Consider the following 18100-nt stretch of genomic DNA (forward strand, 5'->3'; position numbering starts at 1 on the left):
TTACTGCATGAATTTTACTTCAGTTAGTCACTCTTCAAGACTTGATATTTTTTTGCATCCGAAGATGCTGGATATCGTCTTGTGGAGTGCCCACACAGATTGTCTGATAAATTGTTAAAGAGCAGTGAGTTAGGCGCTTTCGCTTGCTAACTCGAGGTGGCGTATATTACGCTTTCCTCTTTCAGAGTCAACCCTAATTTTCAGGATTTTTTCTCTGCGACCCCCGGATACTCTGTGAAGTTGTTCACATGTTCCGTGTCGATGGAGGCGCATTATAGGGAGTTCCTCGCAGGCCGCAACAGGTATTTTCAGCAAAAACGATCGTTCGCTGCATTCCACAGCAAAACCCCGTCTTATACCCACTTGCACACAGTGTTATCCACAGATGCGATTTGTACGGAAAATTTACGAGCGCCACGCAAACGTTTTCGCTACAATTCCCCGCGGCGAAACGATCCCCCTTTTTATGGGGGCGTTACCTGAATATGTGCCTGACCCTCCCTTTATAAGGCAAAAAACCTTCCTTATAGAGAGAACGAGGTGGACATTCACGTAACGCTCTTTAATTGCGACTCAAAGCCAAGGGATAAAACCATGCAACAACCTCGTCCAATCCGCCGGGCCCTGCTCAGCGTGTCTGACAAAGCCGGTATCGTTGAATTCGCCGAAGCGCTTTCCCAGCGCGGCGTTGAACTGCTCTCCACCGGCGGCACCGCTCGCCTGCTGGCAGACGCCGGTCTGCCCGTTACCGAAGTTTCCGACTACACCGGCTTCCCGGAGATGATGGACGGACGAGTAAAGACCCTGCACCCGAAAGTTCATGGCGGTATTCTCGGCCGCCGCGGGCAGGACGACGCCATCATGACTCAGCATGACATCCAGCCTATCGACATGGTGGTCGTCAATCTGTACCCGTTCGCCCAAACCGTGGCGCGCCCGGATTGCTCGCTGGAAGACGCGGTCGAGAATATCGATATCGGCGGCCCGACCATGGTGCGCTCCGCCGCCAAGAACCATAAAGACGTCGCCATCGTGGTGAAGAGCAGCGACTACGCCGCCATCATTACCGAGATGGACAACAACGACGGCTCGCTGCGCTATGCCACCCGCTTCGATCTCGCCATCAAGGCCTTCGAGCACACCGCCGCCTACGACAGCATGATCGCCAACTACTTCGGCGCGCTGGTGCCGGCGTACCACGGCGAGACCGAGCAGCCGTCCGGCCGCTTCCCGCGCACCCTGAACCTCAACTACATCAAGAAGCAGGATATGCGCTACGGTGAGAACAGCCACCAGCAGGCCGCCTTCTATATAGAAGAAGAGGTAAAGGAAGCGTCCGTCGCGACCGCCGAGCAGCTGCAGGGCAAGGCGCTGTCTTATAACAACATCGCCGATACCGACGCCGCGCTGGAATGCGTGAAAGAGTTCGCCGAGCCGGCCTGCGTGATCGTCAAACACGCCAACCCTTGCGGCGTGGCGATCGGCGACGACATCCTGGCCGCCTACGAGCGCGCTTACCAAACCGACCCGACCTCCGCCTTTGGCGGCATCATCGCCTTTAACCGCGAGCTGGATGCCGCCACCGCGCAGGCGATCATCAGCCGCCAGTTCGTGGAAGTGATCATCGCGCCAAACGTCACCCAGGAAGCGCGCTCCCTGCTGGCCGCCAAGCAGAACGTGCGCGTGCTGGCCTGCGGCCAGTGGCAGCAACGTGTGGCGGGGCTGGACTTCAAGCGCGTCAACGGCGGCCTGCTGGTGCAGGATCGCGATCTGGGCATGGTAACCGCCGCCGATCTGCGTGTGGTATCCGAGCGTCAGCCGACCGAACAGGAACTGCGCGACGCGCTGTTCTGCTGGAAAGTGGCCAAGTTCGTGAAATCCAACGCCATCGTCTATGCACGTGACAACATGACCATCGGCATAGGCGCCGGCCAGATGAGCCGCGTTTACTCCGCCAAGATCGCCGGCATCAAAGCGGGTGATGAAGGGCTGGAAGTGAAAGGGTCTGCCATGGCCTCCGACGCCTTCTTCCCGTTCCGCGACGGCATCGATGCCGCGGCGGCGGTCGGCATCACCTGCGTGATCCAGCCGGGCGGCTCGATCCGCGACGACGAAGTGATCGCCGCCGCCAACGAACACGGCATCGCCATGATCTTTACCGACATGCGTCACTTCCGCCATTAATTCCTTTTGCCGCGTGCGCTCCGGCGCACGCCATTCGTGGAGCCCCTGATGAACATTTTGATTATCGGCAACGGCGGGCGCGAGCACGCGCTGGCCTGGAAAGCCGCCCAGTCTCCGCTGGCGGACAAAGTCTACGTTGCGCCGGGCAATGCCGGCACCGCGCTGGAAGCCAATCTGGAAAACGTGGCGATCGCCGCCACCGACATCCCTGCCCTGGTCGCTTTCGCCCAGAGCCATGACATCGGTCTGACTATCGTCGGGCCGGAAGCGCCGCTGGTGATCGGCGTGGTCGATGCCTTCCAGGCCGCCGGTTTGAAAATCTTCGGCCCGTCACAGGCCGCCGCGCAGCTCGAAGGCTCCAAAGCCTTCACCAAGGATTTCCTGGCGCGCCACCGCATCCCGACCGCCGAATATGAAAACTTTACCGAGGTGGAGCCGGCGCTGGCCTATGTGCGCCGCAAAGGTGCACCGATCGTCATCAAGGCCGATGGCCTGGCGGCCGGTAAAGGCGTGATCGTCGCGATGACGCTGCAGGAAGCGGAAGAGGCGGTGCGAGACATGCTGGCCGGCAATGCCTTCGGCGACGCCGGTCATCGCATCGTGGTGGAAGAGTTCCTCGACGGCGAAGAAGCCAGCTTCATCGTGATGGTCGACGGCGAGAACGTGGTGCCAATGGCCACCAGCCAGGACCACAAACGCGTCGGCGACGGCGACACCGGCCCGAACACCGGCGGCATGGGGGCTTACTCCCCGGCGCCGGTCGTGACCGACGAAATCCACCGGCGCGCCATGGATCAGGTGATCTGGCCGACGGTGCGCGGCATGGCGGCGGAAGGCAACACCTACGTCGGCTTCCTGTACGCCGGCCTGATGATCGCCGCCGATGGCCAGCCGAAGGTGATCGAATTCAACTGTCGTTTTGGCGATCCCGAAACCCAGCCGATCATGCTGCGCCTGCGCTCCGATCTGGTGGAGCTGTGCCTGGCGGGTGCCGAAGGCCGCCTGAACGAGAAAAGCTCCGACTGGGACGAACGCCCTGCGCTCGGGGTGGTGCTGGCGGCCGGCGGTTATCCGGGCGACTATCGCAACGGCGAAGTGATCCAGGGATTGCCGCAGCAGGAAAGCGCCGACGGCAAGGTCTTCCACGCCGGTACACGCCTGCAGGGCGATGATGTCGTCACCAGCGGCGGCCGCGTGCTGTGCGTAACGGCGCTGGGCGACACCGTGGCGCAGGCGCAGCAACGCGCCTACCAGCTGGCGGAAGGCATTCAGTGGCCGGGCAGCTTCTGCCGCAAAGATATCGGTTATCGCGCGATTGCGCGCGGCAAGTGATTTGGCCGTCTAAGGTCATGATGGGAGGCTCCGCAGCGCGGGGCCTTTTTTACAGCTGGTCTTCTTTCGGTTCCCAGCTGCAGAAGTCGTCGTTCGCCACCAGCAGCAGTTCGCTGCCTTCGGGCGCTTCCAGCCAGGCGACGCTCACCGGCCGGCTACTGCTGCGGGCGCGTTTCTCGATCCAAACGATGGAGGCGGCATCCAGCCCCGGTTTCATGCGTTGGCCGTCGCAGGTTTGCACCTCGCCCTGCATCCAGCGCCCCTGCAGCAATTTCACCTTGCCGGCGCGCAGCGCATTGCTCACTTCAAGGATCCGCCGCGCCTGATATTGGTACAGAGCGATTTCATCGCTGGTCAACGGTTCGCGGCGTGTCGCCAACTGGCGCTGCATAAAGCTCACCGTGCCGTCGTCGGCAAAGCGCAGTTGAATGGAATCTCGATCGCCGTCGGCGTCGTTGCGTTTGATTTGGCGCAGCACGTCGCCCTGATAGGTGTACAGCGTGGTGATGGTACCCGGACCACGGTAAGGGCTGTAGACGCTGACCAACACCTGCGGACGATGTTGCTCATCGTCTTTACGCCACAGGCGTATCACACCCTGATCGGCCACGAAGCCGCTGGCGGTAAAGCTGGGGATATCGGAATGGAAACTGCAGGCGCTCAGGCCGACGGCGATGCCAACGGCCATGAGCGCCCGACGAGCAAACAAAAGGGGCGCCATCGCCCCCCTGTTTATTCTTTTCACCGAGGCGCGGTCTTATTTAACAGCGTCTTTCAGTGCTTTGCCAGAAACGAACGCAGGCACGTTGGCTGCTGCGATTTTGATTTCTTTGCCAGTCTGTGGGTTGCGGCCAGTGCGCTCGCTACGATGGTTTACTTTGAAAGTACCGAAGCCAACCAATTGTACTGCATCACCTTCTTTCAGAGACTCAGTAATAGCAGCCAGGGTGGATTCCAGAGCCAGTTTAGCTTGTGCTTTGGAAAGGTCAGCCTTGTCCGCGATTACATCAATCAGTTGAGTCTTGTTCATAAGTTATCCTTACAGTGTGTTTATCGTTTGCAAAGCATCGAGTGCGACGGATATGCCGATTGACAGCACTCTCCTGCATACACGCACCGATAGCCACTTTTTTTACGCCCCCCAAATGTAGACCAGACAGGGTGCGGATGTGAAGCCTTAAGGCATGACAAATCAGGCGTTAAATCACGTTTTGTTGCCTTATTGCGCTAAATTTATCCCGATGTTGCTGACACCGGCCTCTCGCAGGTCGGATCGCAGCCCCTTGATCAGGTCTATATCGCGCTCTTCACAGGCGTCCAACAGGCGGAAAATTTCCCATTGAATGTCCCATTCTTCCTCTACCGCAGGCAAACTTTCCAACTCTTCGTCGGTCATTTCCTTACCGGCTTGGGTCATTTCCAACATCGCCACGGTGCGAATCGATGTTTCGCTGATGGCAATGGCGTGCTCCAGCGTCTCCCCGCCGAGCCGCGAATGGATCAGTTCCCCTAATGCGATACAGGCATCAATTGCCGGGTAAACGCCGTAAAGATCGTAATCTTCCGCCGACGGAATCGCCTCTTCCAACTTCTCGAGCTGGCTGTCGAAGTTGACCTTGGCGTCCTTCACCACCAGCGTTTCCCACACCAAATCCAGAATGCGGCGATAAACCGCCGGATCGCCGAACTCGGTCTGTTTGCAGAACATCTGGTAATTCGGGTACATACGCTCGCACAAACTGGCCATAAAGGTCAAATGTTGCCAGGCCTCGAGCCGTTCCAGACGTAAATGAATCGGGTTACGTAGCATGCTTTACTCTCTTACGCGTTATCTGCGGCGCAGTGTACCCGAAATCGCTCATGGCGACACCTCCGGATGCTGCTGCAACCAACGCTGAAACGCCGGACGGCGCGACGCGATGGCGTCGGCCCAGCGGGTCGGCTCCGGTAAACGGTAGCCCGCCATACAACGTTGCACCCACGCCAGCGCACTGTCGGCGCCCACGCGATGCCCGGTAGAGATGAACAGCGGGTTGCAACGCGCCTTGCTGCGCCACACCCAGCCCAGCGGTTCACCCTTATCTTCCAGCGGCGCCAGCGCGCCGACGGCGGCGTCCAGCGGCGCGAATTTGCCGCACAGGCGCTTCTTGGCCACGCCGATGGTCGGCACATCGACCAGCAGGCCGAAATGGCTGGCGACGCCGAGACGCCGCGGATGCGAAATGCCATGCCCATCGACGAAGATCAGCCCCGGTTTCTGCTGCAGCTGCCCCCAGGCGGCCAACAGCGCCGGGTATTCGCGAAACGACAGGAAGCCCGGGATGTAGGGCATGACGGTGGCGATGCGCGCCACCTGATACTCCACCAGTTCCAGCGACGGATAGCGCAGGATGGCGATGGCGGCGCGCGTCACCGCCCCCTCCTGCTCGAAGCCCACGTCGGCGCCGGCGATGAAGGCCGGCGGTTCGGCCGGCAGATCGTCGTAGCGAATGACTTCAGCCGCGCGCCGCAGCTGTTCGGCGCGCAGGGCCGCCATATCGGTCACATCGAATCCTTAACGGTGGTATTTCGCCGAGTGCGCGTGCACCGCCTCGACGAAGGCGCCGGCGTGCTCCGGGGGCACATCCTGATGGATGCCGTGGCCCAGGTTGAACACATGGCCGTTGCCGTGGCCGAAACCGGCCAGAATGGTCTCCACTTCTTCCGCGATGCGCGCCGGAGAGGCATAAAGCATCGACGGATCCATATTGCCCTGCAGCGCCACTTTGTCGCCCACGCGCCGACGCGCGTCGGCGATGTCGGTGGTCCAATCCAGCCCCAGCGCATCGCAGCCGGTGGCGGCCATCGCCTCCAGCCACTGCCCGCCGCCTTTGGTGAACAGCGTCACCGGCACGCGGCGGCCGTCGTTTTCACGCAGCAGCCCGTCGACGATCTTGTGCATGTAGTGCAAAGAGAACTCGCGGTAATCGCGCCCGGTCAGCACGCCGCCCCAGGTGTCGAACACCATCACCGACTGCGCGCCGGCCTTGATCTGGGCATTGAGGTACAGGATCACGCTGTCCGCCAGCTTGTCCAGCAACAGGTGCAGCGTGGCCGGTTCGGCATACATCATCTTCTTCAGCTTGGTGAAGGCTTTGCTGCTGCCGCCTTCGACCATATAAGTCGCCAGCGTCCACGGGCTGCCGGAGAAGCCGATCAGCGGCACTTCGCCCTTCAGCTCGCGGCGAATGGTGCGCACCGCGTTCATCACATAGCCCAGCTCCACTTCCGGATCGAACACCGGCAGCTTGTCGACGTCGGCGCGGCAGGTAACGGGGGAGCTGAAACGCGGGCCTTCGCCGGCTTCAAAGTACAGGCCGAGCCCCATGGCGTCGGGAATGGTGAGAATGTCGGAGAACAGGATGGCGGCGTCCAGCGCATAGCGGCGCAGCGGCTGCAGCGTGACCTCGCAGGCCAGCTCCGCGTTCTTGCACAGCGACATGAAATCACCGGCCTGGGCGCGGGTCGCCTTGTACTCCGGTAAATAACGACCGGCCTGGCGCATCATCCATACGGGGGTCACATCCACCGGCTGGCGCAACAGCGCGCGCAGGTAGCGATCGTTCTTCAACTCAGTCATTTATGGGGCTCCCTTAATAATCTGCCGGCCATTGTACATTATTCTGCCCGGCACAGCGCCACGGTGTCCTCAATCAACCGGCGCGCCACGGTGCCGGGCGGCGGCAACAGCGGCAATTGGTCGTAGCGATACCAGCCAGCGTTGAGCAGCTCCTTGGGATCGTGACGAATTTCCCCCTGATGGTAATCGGCCATAAAGGCCATCATCAGCGAGTGCGGGAACGGCCAGGGTTGTGAAGTGACGTAGCGCAGGTTCTTGATTTCAATATTGCTCTCTTCCATCACTTCGCGCACTACCGCCTGCTCCAGCGTTTCGCCCACTTCGACGAAGCCGGCCAGCACCGTGTGGATACCGCCGCGATGGCGCACGTGTTGCGCCAGCAGGATCTGATCCTCGCGCCGAATGGCGACGATCACGCAGGGTGCAATCTGCGGATAGTAGCGCTCTTTGCAGTGGCCACACAGGCAGGCGCTCTCGCTGCGGCTGAGGTGCATCTCATGGCCGCAGTAGCCGCAATAGCGATGTGAACGGTAGAAATCCGCCAGCTGCACGCCGCGCCCGGCAAGCTGAAACAGACCGCGATCCAGATCCAACAGCTGACGCACCGAGCCCATCTCCCGCGGCATCGCCTGGCGCACCAGCCAAACCGGCGCACCCGCCCACTCACCGATGGTGCGCGCCATACGGCCCTGCAGCCCGAGGGTGGCGGCCGTCCCCGACGGCAATTCACCGTTCGGTAACCAAAGTTTGCTTTCATGGCTGACGATCCACCAGCCGTTTTCATTGCCCGTTAATGCAAGTTCCATATCGTTGTTGCACAACCTCAGCTTCACTGGCACTCTACGAATCGGCTTTGTTACATTTTAATAACTTACCGGTTACTTTTATTACTTACACGGAGTCAAACATGCTCAACCGTTTGGAAAGGCTGACTCAGCGCGTTGGCGGTAGTAATGAATTAGTTGATCAATGGCTTCAGGCCCGCAAGCAGTTGCTGGTCGCCTACTGCACGCTGGTAGGCCTCAAACCGAATAAAGAAAAGCATACGCCGCTGAATGAAAAAGCGCTGGAGAACTTTTGCCACAACCTGGTGGATTACCTCTCCGCAGGGCATTTTCATATCTATGACAGAATTATCAAACAAGTGGAAGGCGCAGCCAGTCCGAAAATGTCGCTGGCGGTGAACATCTACCCCAAGCTGTGGGCCAATACCGAACAGATCATGGCGTTCCACGATCGCTATACCGAAGTGGATATCGATCAGGAGGTTTGTCTGGAATTCCACCAGGCCTTGTCGGATATCGGCGAAACGCTGGCGGCGCGCTTTGCGCTGGAAGATAAGCTGATCCTGCTGGAGGCGGAAGCCGCGCAGCAACCGCAGCCGGATCCGGCGCGTTAAAATTTTATAGTTTTTTTTCTTATCCCTCCTATACTGGGGGGCATCTTGTCGGAGTGCCTAGCGCCTGATTTGTTCATCGAATCAGCCAGGCTGAGACCGTTAATTCGGGATCCGCGGAACCTGATCGGGTTAATACCCGCGAAGGGAACAAGAGTAATCTATCGCCACAGGCACGGCCTTCCCCTTGCGGGCGCCCTGCCTTATCGGCCACCATCATTACTCCCTCCGAGCTCCAGACAAGCAACTTTCCCAACCCAACACACTGGTAGGAACTTGCTATGTCTAACGTTAATCCACCGCGCGCCCGTAAAGCGCAACGCGAAGCCGCCCAGCAGTTTATCGACACCCTGCAAGGCATGGCTTTCCCGAACTCACGCCGTATCTATCTGCAAGGCTCGCGCAGCGATATCCAGGTGCCGATGCGCGAAATTCAGCTCAGCCCGACCCTGCTCGGCGGCAGCAAAGACAATCCGCAGTATGAACCCAACGAGGCGATCCCGGTGTATGACACCGCCGGCCCGTACGGCGATCCGCAGGCCAAGCTCGACGTGCACGCCGGTCTCGCCAAACTGCGCGCCGGCTGGATTGACACGCGCGGCGATACCGCCACCCTCAGCGGCGCCAGCTCCGGCTTCACCCAACAGCGGCTGGCGGACGAGGGGCTGGATCACCTGCGCTTCGAACATCTGCCGCTGCCGCGCAAGGCGCTGCCGGGCAGGCGTGTGACCCAGCTGCACTATGCCCGCGCCGGTATCGTCACCCCGGAGATGGAGTTCATCGCCATCCGTGAAAACATGGGGCGCGAGCGCATTCGCGGCGAGGTGCTGCGCCACCAGCACCCGGGCCAAAGCTGGGGCGCCAATCTGCCGGACAACATCACGCCGGAGTTCGTGCGCCAGGAAGTGGCCGCCGGCCGCGCCATCATTCCCGCCAATATCAATCACCCGGAGGCGGAACCGATGATCATCGGCCGCAATTTCCTGGTGAAGGTGAACGCCAATATCGGCAACTCGGCGGTCACGTCGTCGATCGAAGAAGAGGTGGAGAAGCTGGTGTGGTCCACCCGCTGGGGCGCGGACACCGTGATGGATCTCTCTACCGGCCGCTATATTCACGAAACCCGCGAGTGGATCCTGCGCAACAGCCCGGTGCCCATCGGCACCGTGCCGATCTACCAGGCGCTGGAGAAGGTCAACGGCGTGGCGGAAAACCTCACCTGGGAGATGTTCCGCGATACGCTGCTGGAACAGGCGGAGCAAGGGGTCGACTACTTCACCATCCACGCCGGCGTGCTGCTGCGCTACGTGCCAATGACCGCCAAACGCCTGACCGGCATCGTGTCGCGCGGCGGCTCGATCATGGCCAAATGGTGTCTGTCGCACCATCAGGAAAACTTCCTCTATCAGCATTTCCGTGAAATCTGTGAGATCTGCGCCGCCTACGACGTTTCGCTGTCGCTCGGCGACGGCCTGCGCCCCGGCTCGATTCAGGACGCCAACGACGAAGCCCAGTTCGCCGAGCTGCATACGCTGGGCGAGCTGACCAAAATCGCCTGGGAATACGACGTGCAGGTGATGATCGAAGGCCCGGGCCACGTGCCGATGCAGATGATCCGCCGCAACATGACCGAAGAGCTGGAACACTGCCACGAAGCGCCGTTCTACACCCTCGGCCCGCTGACCACCGATATCGCCCCGGGCTATGACCATTTCACCTCCGGCATCGGCGCGGCAATGATCGGCTGGTTCGGCTGCGCCATGTTGTGTTACGTCACTCCGAAAGAACACCTCGGCCTGCCGAACAAAGAAGACGTCAAGCAGGGCCTGATCACCTACAAGATCGCCGCTCACGCCGCCGATCTGGCCAAAGGCCATCCGGGTGCGCAGATCCGCGATAACGCCATGTCCAAGGCGCGTTTCGAATTCCGCTGGGAAGATCAGTTCAATCTGGCGCTCGATCCGGCCACCGCCCGCGCCTATCACGACGAAACCCTGCCGCAGGAGTCCGGCAAGGTCGCCCACTTCTGCTCGATGTGCGGGCCGAAATTCTGCTCGATGAAAATTTCGCAGGAGGTGCGCGACTACGCCGCCGCCCAGGAGGCCGCCAAGCCGATCGAAGTGCAGCTGACCGGCATGGAGAAAATGTCCGCCGAGTTCCGCGCCCGCGGCAGCGAGCTGTATCACAGCGCCGGCACCCTGCAAGAGGAGACAAGCAATGACTGATATCACGACCCCCTTCCCGGCTACGCCCCACAAACTGGGGCTTTACCCGGTCGTCGACAGCGTGGAATGGATCGCTCGCCTGCTGGAGGCCGGCGTCACCACCATCCAGCTGCGCATCAAGGATCTGCCTGACGAGCAGGTCGAAGCGGATATCGCCGCCGCCATCGCGCTGGGTCAGCGTTATCAGGCGCGGCTGTTCATCAACGACTACTGGCGGCTGGCGATCAAGCACGGCGCTTACGGCGTGCATCTGGGCCAGGAGGATCTCGATACTACCGATCTGGCGGCCATTCACCGCGCCGGGCTGCGGCTGGGCGTGTCCACCCATGACGACGCGGAGCTGGCGCGCGCGCTGGCGGTGAAACCTTCCTACATCGCGCTGGGGCACATCTTCCCCACCCAAACCAAAGACATGCCTTCGGCGCCGCAGGGGCTGGCGGAGTTGAAACGCCACATCGCCGGCCTGGCGGATTACCCGACGGTGGCGATCGGCGGGATCAGCATCGATCGCGTACCGGCAGTGCTGGCGTGCGGCGTCGGTAGCGTGGCGGTGGTCAGCGCCATCACCCAGGCGCCGGACTGGCGCGCGGCGACGGCCGAGCTATTGCGGCTGATCGAAGGCGAGGATCCGAACGATGCTTAACGATCAGGAATTCCTGCGCTACAGCCGCCAGCTGCTGCTGGAGGACGTCGGCCCGGAAGGCCAGGAGAGGCTCAAGCGCGCCACGGTGCTGATCGTCGGTTTGGGCGGGCTCGGTTCCCCGGCTTCGCTGTATCTGGCCGCCGCCGGCGTCGGCACGCTGCTGCTGGCCGACGACGACCAGCTGCATGTCACCAACCTGCAGCGGCAAATCCTCTACCGCAGCGCCGATACTGCCACCGGCAAGGCGGCGCTGGCGCAACGCCACCTGCAGGCGCTGAACCCGTTGGTGGAATCCATCCCGCTGGCGCAGCGGCTGCAGGGGCAAGCGCTGCGCGACGCGGTCGCCCGCGCCGATCTGGTGCTGGACTGCTGCGACAATATGGCGACCCGTCATGAGGTCAATGCCGCCTGCATCGCCGCCGTCAAGCCGCTGATCAGCGGCAGCGCGGTCGGCTTCAGCGGCCAGCTGCTGGTGCTCGAGCCGCCCTATGCGCACGGCTGCTACGCCTGCCTGTACCCGGAGCAGGAAGAGCCGCAGCGCAACTGCCGCACCGCCGGGGTGCTCGGCCCGGTGGTGGGCGTGATCGGCACTCTGCAAGCGCTGGAAGCCATCAAGATGCTGGCCGGTATGCCTTCCTCCCTCAACGGCAAGCTGCGGCTGTTCGACGGCAAGCAGCAGAGCTGGAGCACGCTGCAACTGAGCCAGGCCCGCGCCTGCCCGGTATGCGGAGGCGCGGCATGAAGATCCGTCTGAACGACCAACCGCTGGAGCTGGCGCAGCCGCTCAGCGTCGCCGCCCTGCTGACCCAGCTGGAACGCCACCAGCCGGGCACTGCGCTGGCGATCAACCAAACCATCATCCCGCGCGCCGACTGGGCCGACCATCAGGTGCAGGACGGTGACGACATTTTGCTGTTTCAAGCGATCGCCGGAGGCTGACATGCTGAAAATCGCCGATACCACTTTTACCTCGCGCCTGTTCACCGGCACCGGCAAGTTCGCCACCCCGGCGTTGATGCTGGAGGCGCTGGCGGCCTCCGGCTCACAGCTGGTGACCATGGCCATGAAGCGCGTCGATCTGCGCGGCGGCAACGACGCCATTTTGGCGCCGCTGCAGCAGCTGGGCGTAAGGCTATTGCCCAACACCTCCGGCGCCAAAACCGCCGCCGAAGCGGTGTTCGCCGCCCGGCTCGCGCGTGAAGCGCTCGGCACCCACTGGGTGAAGCTGGAGATCCATCCCGATGTGAAATACCTGCTGCCGGATCCGATAGAAACGTTGAAGGCGGCGGAAACGCTGGTGAAAGACGGTTTTGTGGTGCTGCCCTACTGCGGCGCCGATCCGGTGCTGTGCAAACGGCTGGAAGAGGTGGGTTGCGCGGCGGTGATGCCGCTCGGCGCCCCTATCGGCTCCAACCGCGGTCTACGCACCCGTGACTTCCTCGAGATCATCATCGAGCAGGCCAAGGTGCCGGTGGTGGTCGACGCCGGCATCGGCGCGCCGAGCCACGCGCTGGAAGCGATGGAGCTGGGTGCCGACGCGGTGCTGGTGAATACCGCCATCGCCGTGGCGCGCGACCCGGTGCAAATGGCACGGGCGTTTCGCCTGGCGCTGGAGGCCGGCGAGCTGGCGCACAGCGCCGGATTGGGTGCCAGCCAGCGCGGTGCGGCCGCCTCCAGCCCGCTGACCGCCTTCCTCAGCCAACCAGAGGAGGCGCAGTGATGGGCGACGATTTCAGTAGCCGCTGGCAACAGCTGGATTGGGACGACATTACGCTGCGCATCAACGGCAAAACCGCACGCGACGTGGAACGCGCGTTGACCGCCGACAAGCTGACGCGCGACGACTTTATGGCGCTGATCTCCCCCGCCGCCGCGCCGTATCTGGAACCGCTGGCGCAGCGCGCGCAGCAGCTGACCCGTCAGCGCTTCGGCAACGTCGTCAGCTTCTATGTGCCGCTGTACCTTTCTAACCTGTGCGCCAACGACTGCACCTACTGCGGCTTTTCGATGAGCAACCGCATCAAGCGCAAAACGCTGGACGCGGCGGAGATCGCACGCGAGTGCGAAGCCATCAAGGCGCTGGGGTTCGAGCACCTGTTGCTGGTCACCGGCGAACATCAGAGCAAGGTTGGCATGGACTATTTCCGTCAGCACATTCCGGCGATCCGCCGCCACTTCAGCTCGCTGATGATGGAAGTGCAGCCGCTGGCGCAGGACGAGTACGCCGAACTGAAAGCGCTGGGCCTGGACGGCGTGCTGGTGTATCAGGAAACCTACCATCCGGCCACCTATCTGCAGCACCATCTGCGCGGGCAGAAGCAGGATTTTCATTGGCGCCTGGCCACGCCGGATCGCCTGGGGCGCGCCGGGATCGACAAGATCGGCCTCGGTGCGTTGATCGGCCTGTCCAACAGCTGGCGCACCGACTGCTACCTGCTGGCGGAACATCTGTTCTACCTGCAGCAAACCTACTGGCAGAGCCGCTACTCGATCTCGTTCCCGCGTCTGCGCCCCTGCGCCGGCGGCATTGAGCCGGCGTCGATCATGAGCGAGCCTCAGTTGGTGCAGCTGATCTGCGCCTTCCGGCTGTTCGCACCGGACGTTGAGCTGTCGCTGTCTACGCGTGAATCGCCGTACTTCCGCGATCACATGATCCCGGTGGCGATCAACAGCGTCAGCGCCGGATCCAAGACGCAGCCCGGCGGCTATGCCGACGACGTGCCGCCGGAGTTGGAACAGTTCGAGCCGCACGACGGCCGCACGCCACAGCAGGTCGCCGAGGCCATCAGCAACGCCGGGCTGCAGCCGGTGTGGAAAGACTGGGACGGTTATCTGGGACGCAGCACGCAATAAGCGGCAACGTTTACCGCCGCGTGAAGAAAACGCGGGAGCGGCCGCGCAATGCCGAACGCCGGCGCTGGCGCCGGTAACTTCCCCGGCTATAGTGACCTTGCCGACCGCCAAACCCGGCGTCGGCCGGGGCCGTCACCCTCTCGATGGCCCCGCCTTATCCCATCCCGGATCGCGCCGGAGCTTCTCTTGCGCGACGCCGGGCCCTCGTCCGCGGCAACGCGCATATGGCGTATCGCGGCCGGTAAGGGCGTACGGGCAGATTGCCTTGTCGGCTAATGGGCAGTCAGAAAGATGGCATAACGATGTGCGGCACTCACTCAGGAGTGATACTCATAGAGCGCTGTGGCGGCAGAAAAGTGGGAACGAGGATAAGAAGGTACAGCGACGAAGAGAGATTCGAGTGGTCATCCCCGGTGCTGCCATTGGCCCTGGTGTTGGCCGCGGATCTTTTTGCCGCCTGCTCCCTGCTTACGGACAAGAGCAGGCGGTTTATTTTGTGAGACTGGCACCCCCCCAGGACGCGAATCACACAGTATGTGCGCTAATTAACCATACAAACGATTAAATGTGAATGTCTTTTGAGTGTTTTTTTATTTTGCATCGAGTGTATTTTGAGTTTGACAAGCAAAATCAAACTGATATCGCTGCAACCCCCAGTCATCATCTATAATCCAGCACGGGTCCTCGCGCAGGTTTTTCAGCGCTCGCGGTCAACATCAAAAAAAGCCAAGGTTGTCATGAAGAAAACGCCAAATTACATCGATGCAATCAGCGCGTTGCTCACTCTGAAAGGAGTTGGCGACAGAAAGCATGCCTCCACGATGGCCAACATACTGAACCTTCAGTACAACAGCGCCAAACAGAAGCTGGATGGCAAAAGAGGCATCACCCTCGATGAAGTCAAAAAGGTATTTCAGTACTTCAACGAGCCGTTTGCCGGCCAAAGGACGCATAACGCCGTCTTTATCATGAACAGCATTCACAAGCGCTGCAATATTGAGGTTGACGAGCGCCCGGTCACGCAAGCGGACAACGACGAAACCTACGCCTGCAAAAAAGACGATCTTTTCATCATCAACACCAATCGGGAACATGCCGCCGAGGCTCCGCTGTACAAAGTCAACAAGATAGACTTTCTGCCGGCCCCGCGTATCGCGATCCTGGACAATGATGGGGATATTCTCGAACTGTTGAAGAAGATCGCCAGCCGATACGGCATCGAGACTGAGACCTTTCAGACGGCGGACGCCATGCTGGCCGCGCTGGAACAGCAGTCCTTTGAGGCGTTTATTCTGGACTGGCTGTTGGATTTCGGCGAGACCTCCGAACGCGTTGTGAAGAAAATTAAAGACGCCCTCGATCCGCACGCCCGCATCATCATTCTGACCGGCCAGCTGAATCACTACGAGAAAAACATCGGCGATATGATCCTGCACTATGACGTACATCTGGTGGAAAAACCGACCAAGCCGCTGATTATCTCCTCGCTGCTGCTGTCGAACCTATTCTTTAATTAGTTTGACCGGGATGCGGATCAAAAACGATGAGCCCACTCCTTCGACGGATTTGGCTTTAATGGTACCTTTCATCGTCGTGACGTAATTTTTGATAATGGTCAGCCCCAGCCCCAACCCCTGCCGCGTTTCCCTTTCCACCCCCTGATTGAACGCCTTATACAACCGATCCAGATTTTTGACGTTAAACCCGATGCCGGTGTCTTTTACTCGCAAATACAGATTGCCGTGACATACCTTCACGTTAAGGGTTATCGCGCCGCGGTGGGTAAATTTATCCGCGTTGCTGAGCAGGTTGGCCAATATTCGGTAGAGCTTGTATTTATCAGAACCAATCAGGCCGGCATAAGACGAACGGTGAATCACGAGGCGATTGCCGCGCCCGGCGCCGATGCCGGTTACGGCATCGTCCACCACCTCATTCAGCCGGAAGGTGGAAATATTGATTTTGACTTCCCCCATCTCAAGCCGCGAATAATCCATCACCTCGCGCGTTTGTTCGGCGATCTTATTGCCGTGATAGGAGATCAGGCGGGCTTCTTTTTTCAACTCTTCCTGCGCCAGCTCGTGCTCCATGATATCCGCGGCAATGACGATGGCCTGAGTCGAGCCGGCGATCTCGTGGTAGATGGAAGAGATAAAGATGTTCTTGTTCTTGATGATCTCTTTTAACGAGAAGGCATTTCTCAGCACCAGGAACATCATCAGAAACACCAAAATCAGCGAAAAGAGGGCGAACATCTCGGCTTTACTCGAATTCTCCTGGATGATGCCTTTCACTTCGGTAAAGTTTTTAATCTGTATACGATAAATAATTTCCTGGATATCGACCAGCGTGCCCTCGATATCATCCATATAAGAGAGAATGTCCGCCTTGTTTTTCTGCCCCACCAGCAAGCCGGCGGAGAGATCGTCCAACGTGCGGTACTGCTGCTTCAGCAGCGCAACATTCTTGATGAACTCGTCGTCGTAATAAAAAGAGTCGCTGAAGGTCGAACGGCTCTCCAGGATCTGAATCTTCGAGTAGAAGATTTTCTTTTTGATCTGGAAGGCGTCGTAGTCGTTATTTTCACTGAGCAGCAGCGCGGTTTTGGTTCTTTCAAACGCCAGAAAGAGGATCTCGGCCACCGAGTAGTTGTCCAGATTGGGCTCGATCTGCTTATAGCGTTCTTTTACGCCGCCGAAGTTAATGGCAATCAACAAAATCAATAAGGAGAAGATGGCAACCAACGCGATAAGAGTACCGATCAGTTTTTTGCTCATCTTATTTCAGCTCCAACCGTTTAACTTGCCAGACGGTTTTCGCGTTCACATCCAGATTATTCAGCTCGGCGTAGCTATCGCGCGGATAAATAATGGCGAACGGCCCCAGTTCCCCCACGTCGATCGGCTTGCCGCCGCGCTGATAGGCGACGATCACGCGGTATTTAGTCATCTCGTCAATCGGCATCGAATAGGAGTAATCATCCCAGGCGAAAGCGCGCACCGACTGGCCTTTCAGATGATAGGCTTTCACCAGCTCCGCAAGCTCAACGCCGGTGAACGTATCTTCCGGGGTGAAATTGGTCGAGGTTTTAATCGTGTGCGACGGCATCGCCTCCAGCATCTGCCGGGTTATCTTGATCTTCTCGCCGTCGAGCGGCTTCAGGTAAAAGTAGTCAACGGCCGCATACAGCGGCGCGCTGAACAGCGAAAGCAGCAGTAACGTCATCAATCCGTTGATTTTCATCAGTCACCCTCTTTGCGTTTCACCAGTTCGACCTGGCCGAATTCATCCTGCCCGACCACGGCCCAGCCGTGATGTTGATAAAAGCCTTCGGCTTTGGAGCCGGGATCGGTGGTTAAGTGGATCGCTTCGGCGCCGTGTTCAAACATCCAGTGAGTGATCCGTGCCAGCAAGGCGGAGCCGATCCCCTTCGACTGGTATTCCGGCTTCACGAACAGGCCGCCGATCAGCGGTTCAGGGATGAATAGCCCGAAGCCAACGCCGGCATAGTCGTCGCCATGCTTGCAGATCCAGCCGCCGCCCTGGTTGATGTCCTCCAGCGCCTGTTTGCGCTGCAGATACTGGATCTGATGCGGATGCAGCAGGTTTTCCTCAACGGAAAAGCGGATCTCATACAGGTAAGGCAGGTGTTGCGCCGTCAATTTTTCGAAGGTAATGAGGCTGTCCATGTTCGCACTGTCCTTGGTTGTCAGGTAAAAAGCGCCGGTCAATTTCTGCTGTAACCATAGTAGCAAAGTTTGCTCTACCCCGGCATGAGGCGAAAAAAAACCGCCCCCGAGGGAGCGGTTTATCTGGCGATGGGCCCGGCATGCCGGGCCCGCGGCGCG

At 60.0% G+C, this 18100-nt stretch carries 19 protein-coding genes and 1 riboswitch; of the genes, 10 read left to right on the forward strand and 9 right to left on the reverse strand.

The genetic code is table 11. The features are described from left to right. Window positions 1–594 precede the first annotated feature (594 nt). The gene (gene purH, locus ABTW55_RS13735) at window positions 595–2184 is read left to right on the forward strand and encodes a bifunctional phosphoribosylaminoimidazolecarboxamide formyltransferase/IMP cyclohydrolase (protein WP_101455725.1); all 1590 of its coding nucleotides are present in this window, start codon (window positions 595–597) and stop codon (window positions 2182–2184) included. A gap of 48 nt (window positions 2185–2232) precedes the next feature. Further along, window positions 2233–3516 carry a phosphoribosylamine--glycine ligase gene (gene purD / locus ABTW55_RS13740; protein ID WP_033636738.1) on the forward strand — a complete coding sequence of 428 codons (1284 nt, stop codon included), beginning with the start codon at window positions 2233–2235 and terminating at the stop codon, window positions 3514–3516. Window positions 3517–3565: 49 nt separating this feature from the next. On the opposite strand, the gene ABTW55_RS13745 is transcribed toward purD, so the two are convergent. The 6 genes from ABTW55_RS13745 to nudC form a co-directional block, all read right to left on the reverse strand. Next, the gene (locus tag ABTW55_RS13745; RefSeq protein ID WP_079656126.1) at window positions 3566–4237 is read right to left on the reverse strand and encodes a DUF1481 domain-containing protein; all 672 of its coding nucleotides are present in this window, start codon (window positions 4235–4237) and stop codon (window positions 3566–3568) included. 36 nt (window positions 4238–4273) lie between these two features. Further along, window positions 4274–4546, reverse strand: coding sequence for a nucleoid-associated protein HU-alpha (gene hupA / locus ABTW55_RS13750; protein ID WP_004929874.1), 273 nt, complete (start codon window positions 4544–4546; stop codon window positions 4274–4276). A 189-nt stretch (window positions 4547–4735) separates the two neighbouring features. Then, window positions 4736–5326 carry a YjaG family protein gene (locus ABTW55_RS13755; protein WP_025160203.1) on the reverse strand — a complete coding sequence of 197 codons (591 nt, stop codon included), beginning with the start codon at window positions 5324–5326 and terminating at the stop codon, window positions 4736–4738. 48 nt (window positions 5327–5374) lie between these two features. Further along, complete coding sequence (gene nfi, locus ABTW55_RS13760) at window positions 5375–6061, reverse strand: deoxyribonuclease V (RefSeq protein ID WP_033655325.1); 687 nt, start codon at window positions 6059–6061, stop codon at window positions 5375–5377. Between the two features lie 9 nt (window positions 6062–6070). Continuing rightward, window positions 6071–7135, reverse strand: a complete 1065-nt coding sequence (hemE, locus tag ABTW55_RS13765) for a uroporphyrinogen decarboxylase (RefSeq protein ID WP_033636735.1) — start codon at window positions 7133–7135, stop codon at window positions 6071–6073. A gap of 38 nt (window positions 7136–7173) precedes the next feature. After that, window positions 7174–7941, reverse strand: coding sequence for an NAD(+) diphosphatase (gene nudC / locus ABTW55_RS13770; protein WP_060423910.1), 768 nt, complete (start codon window positions 7939–7941; stop codon window positions 7174–7176). A 101-nt stretch (window positions 7942–8042) separates the two neighbouring features. Between nudC and ABTW55_RS13775 the strand changes: the two genes are divergently transcribed. From ABTW55_RS13775 to ABTW55_RS13810, 8 genes are all read left to right on the forward strand, one after another. Further along, window positions 8043–8534 (forward strand): Rsd/AlgQ family anti-sigma factor, encoded by a 492-nt coding sequence (locus tag ABTW55_RS13775; protein ID WP_033636734.1) that lies wholly within the window; start codon window positions 8043–8045, stop codon window positions 8532–8534. 39 nt (window positions 8535–8573) lie between these two features. Next, window positions 8574–8698, forward strand: a riboswitch (TPP riboswitch). 114 nt (window positions 8699–8812) lie between these two features. Further along, the gene (gene thiC, locus ABTW55_RS13780) at window positions 8813–10756 is read left to right on the forward strand and encodes a phosphomethylpyrimidine synthase ThiC (RefSeq protein ID WP_060423908.1); all 1944 of its coding nucleotides are present in this window, start codon (window positions 8813–8815) and stop codon (window positions 10754–10756) included. Then, window positions 10749–11399: a thiamine phosphate synthase gene (gene thiE / locus ABTW55_RS13785; protein ID WP_033655322.1), complete on the forward strand. Its 651-nt coding sequence runs from the start codon at window positions 10749–10751 to the stop codon at window positions 11397–11399. The genes thiC and thiE overlap by 8 nt, the downstream gene beginning before the upstream one ends. After that, window positions 11392–12141 (forward strand): HesA/MoeB/ThiF family protein, encoded by a 750-nt coding sequence (locus tag ABTW55_RS13790; RefSeq protein WP_033655321.1) that lies wholly within the window; start codon window positions 11392–11394, stop codon window positions 12139–12141. The genes thiE and ABTW55_RS13790 overlap by 8 nt, the downstream gene beginning before the upstream one ends. After that, a complete protein-coding gene (thiS, locus tag ABTW55_RS13795) occupies window positions 12138–12338 on the forward strand; it encodes a sulfur carrier protein ThiS (RefSeq protein ID WP_016929423.1) in 201 nt (66 codons plus the stop codon). Before ABTW55_RS13790 ends, thiS begins: the two co-directional genes overlap by 4 nt. 1 nt (window position 12339) lies before the next feature. Then, complete coding sequence (locus tag ABTW55_RS13800) at window positions 12340–13119, forward strand: thiazole synthase (RefSeq protein WP_033655320.1); 780 nt, start codon at window positions 12340–12342, stop codon at window positions 13117–13119. Then, entirely contained in the window at window positions 13119–14252 is a 1134-nt protein-coding gene (thiH, locus tag ABTW55_RS13805) for a 2-iminoacetate synthase ThiH (protein ID WP_033655319.1), read from the forward strand. The genes ABTW55_RS13800 and thiH overlap by 1 nt, the downstream gene beginning before the upstream one ends. A gap of 737 nt (window positions 14253–14989) precedes the next feature. Further along, window positions 14990–15769, forward strand: coding sequence for a helix-turn-helix domain-containing protein (locus ABTW55_RS13810; RefSeq protein WP_033636724.1), 780 nt, complete (start codon window positions 14990–14992; stop codon window positions 15767–15769). Here ABTW55_RS13810 and ABTW55_RS13815 read toward each other — a convergent pair. Genes ABTW55_RS13815 through ABTW55_RS13825 form a run of 3 tightly spaced genes read right to left on the reverse strand, consistent with a single transcriptional unit; the run spans window position 15755 to window position 17941 of the window. Further along, window positions 15755–17029 carry a sensor histidine kinase KdpD gene (locus tag ABTW55_RS13815; protein ID WP_033636723.1) on the reverse strand — a complete coding sequence of 425 codons (1275 nt, stop codon included), beginning with the start codon at window positions 17027–17029 and terminating at the stop codon, window positions 15755–15757. The two genes, ABTW55_RS13810 and ABTW55_RS13815, sit on opposite strands and share 15 nt — an antisense overlap. 1 nt (window position 17030) lies before the next feature. After that, window positions 17031–17495 carry an oxidoreductase gene (locus tag ABTW55_RS13820; protein WP_033655328.1) on the reverse strand — a complete coding sequence of 155 codons (465 nt, stop codon included), beginning with the start codon at window positions 17493–17495 and terminating at the stop codon, window positions 17031–17033. Continuing rightward, window positions 17495–17941 (reverse strand): GNAT family N-acetyltransferase, encoded by a 447-nt coding sequence (locus tag ABTW55_RS13825; protein ID WP_033655330.1) that lies wholly within the window; start codon window positions 17939–17941, stop codon window positions 17495–17497. The genes ABTW55_RS13820 and ABTW55_RS13825 overlap by 1 nt, the downstream gene beginning before the upstream one ends. Between the last annotated feature and the right edge of the window lie 159 nt (window positions 17942–18100).

This window comes from Serratia sp. SM04, assembly GCF_040280225.1.
Lineage (GTDB): Bacteria > Pseudomonadota > Gammaproteobacteria > Enterobacterales > Enterobacteriaceae > Serratia > Serratia sarumanii.

Coding starts and splice junctions, on each gene's coding strand:
- hemE (WP_033636735.1), bottom strand. CDS start 7,135: ATGACTGAGTTGAAGAACGATCGCTACCTGCGCGCGCTGTTGCGCCAG.
- ABTW55_RS13745 (WP_079656126.1), bottom strand. CDS start 4,237: ATGGCGCCCCTTTTGTTTGCTCGTCGGGCGCTCATGGCCGTTGGCATC.
- ABTW55_RS13755 (WP_025160203.1), bottom strand. CDS start 5,326: ATGCTACGTAACCCGATTCATTTACGTCTGGAACGGCTCGAGGCCTGG.
- ABTW55_RS13825 (WP_033655330.1), bottom strand. CDS start 17,941: ATGGACAGCCTCATTACCTTCGAAAAATTGACGGCGCAACACCTGCCT.
- ABTW55_RS13820 (WP_033655328.1), bottom strand. CDS start 17,495: ATGAAAATCAACGGATTGATGACGTTACTGCTGCTTTCGCTGTTCAGC.
- hupA (WP_004929874.1), bottom strand. CDS start 4,546: ATGAACAAGACTCAACTGATTGATGTAATCGCGGACAAGGCTGACCTT.
- ABTW55_RS13810 (WP_033636724.1), top strand. CDS start 14,990: ATGAAGAAAACGCCAAATTACATCGATGCAATCAGCGCGTTGCTCACT.
- ABTW55_RS13815 (WP_033636723.1), bottom strand. CDS start 17,029: ATGAGCAAAAAACTGATCGGTACTCTTATCGCGTTGGTTGCCATCTTC.
- thiH (WP_033655319.1), top strand. CDS start 13,119: ATGGGCGACGATTTCAGTAGCCGCTGGCAACAGCTGGATTGGGACGAC.
- thiE (WP_033655322.1), top strand. CDS start 10,749: ATGACTGATATCACGACCCCCTTCCCGGCTACGCCCCACAAACTGGGG.
- ABTW55_RS13790 (WP_033655321.1), top strand. CDS start 11,392: ATGCTTAACGATCAGGAATTCCTGCGCTACAGCCGCCAGCTGCTGCTG.
- ABTW55_RS13775 (WP_033636734.1), top strand. CDS start 8,043: ATGCTCAACCGTTTGGAAAGGCTGACTCAGCGCGTTGGCGGTAGTAAT.
- purH (WP_101455725.1), top strand. CDS start 595: ATGCAACAACCTCGTCCAATCCGCCGGGCCCTGCTCAGCGTGTCTGAC.
- purD (WP_033636738.1), top strand. CDS start 2,233: ATGAACATTTTGATTATCGGCAACGGCGGGCGCGAGCACGCGCTGGCC.
- ABTW55_RS13800 (WP_033655320.1), top strand. CDS start 12,340: ATGCTGAAAATCGCCGATACCACTTTTACCTCGCGCCTGTTCACCGGC.
- nudC (WP_060423910.1), bottom strand. CDS start 7,941: ATGGAACTTGCATTAACGGGCAATGAAAACGGCTGGTGGATCGTCAGC.
- thiC (WP_060423908.1), top strand. CDS start 8,813: ATGTCTAACGTTAATCCACCGCGCGCCCGTAAAGCGCAACGCGAAGCC.
- thiS (WP_016929423.1), top strand. CDS start 12,138: ATGAAGATCCGTCTGAACGACCAACCGCTGGAGCTGGCGCAGCCGCTC.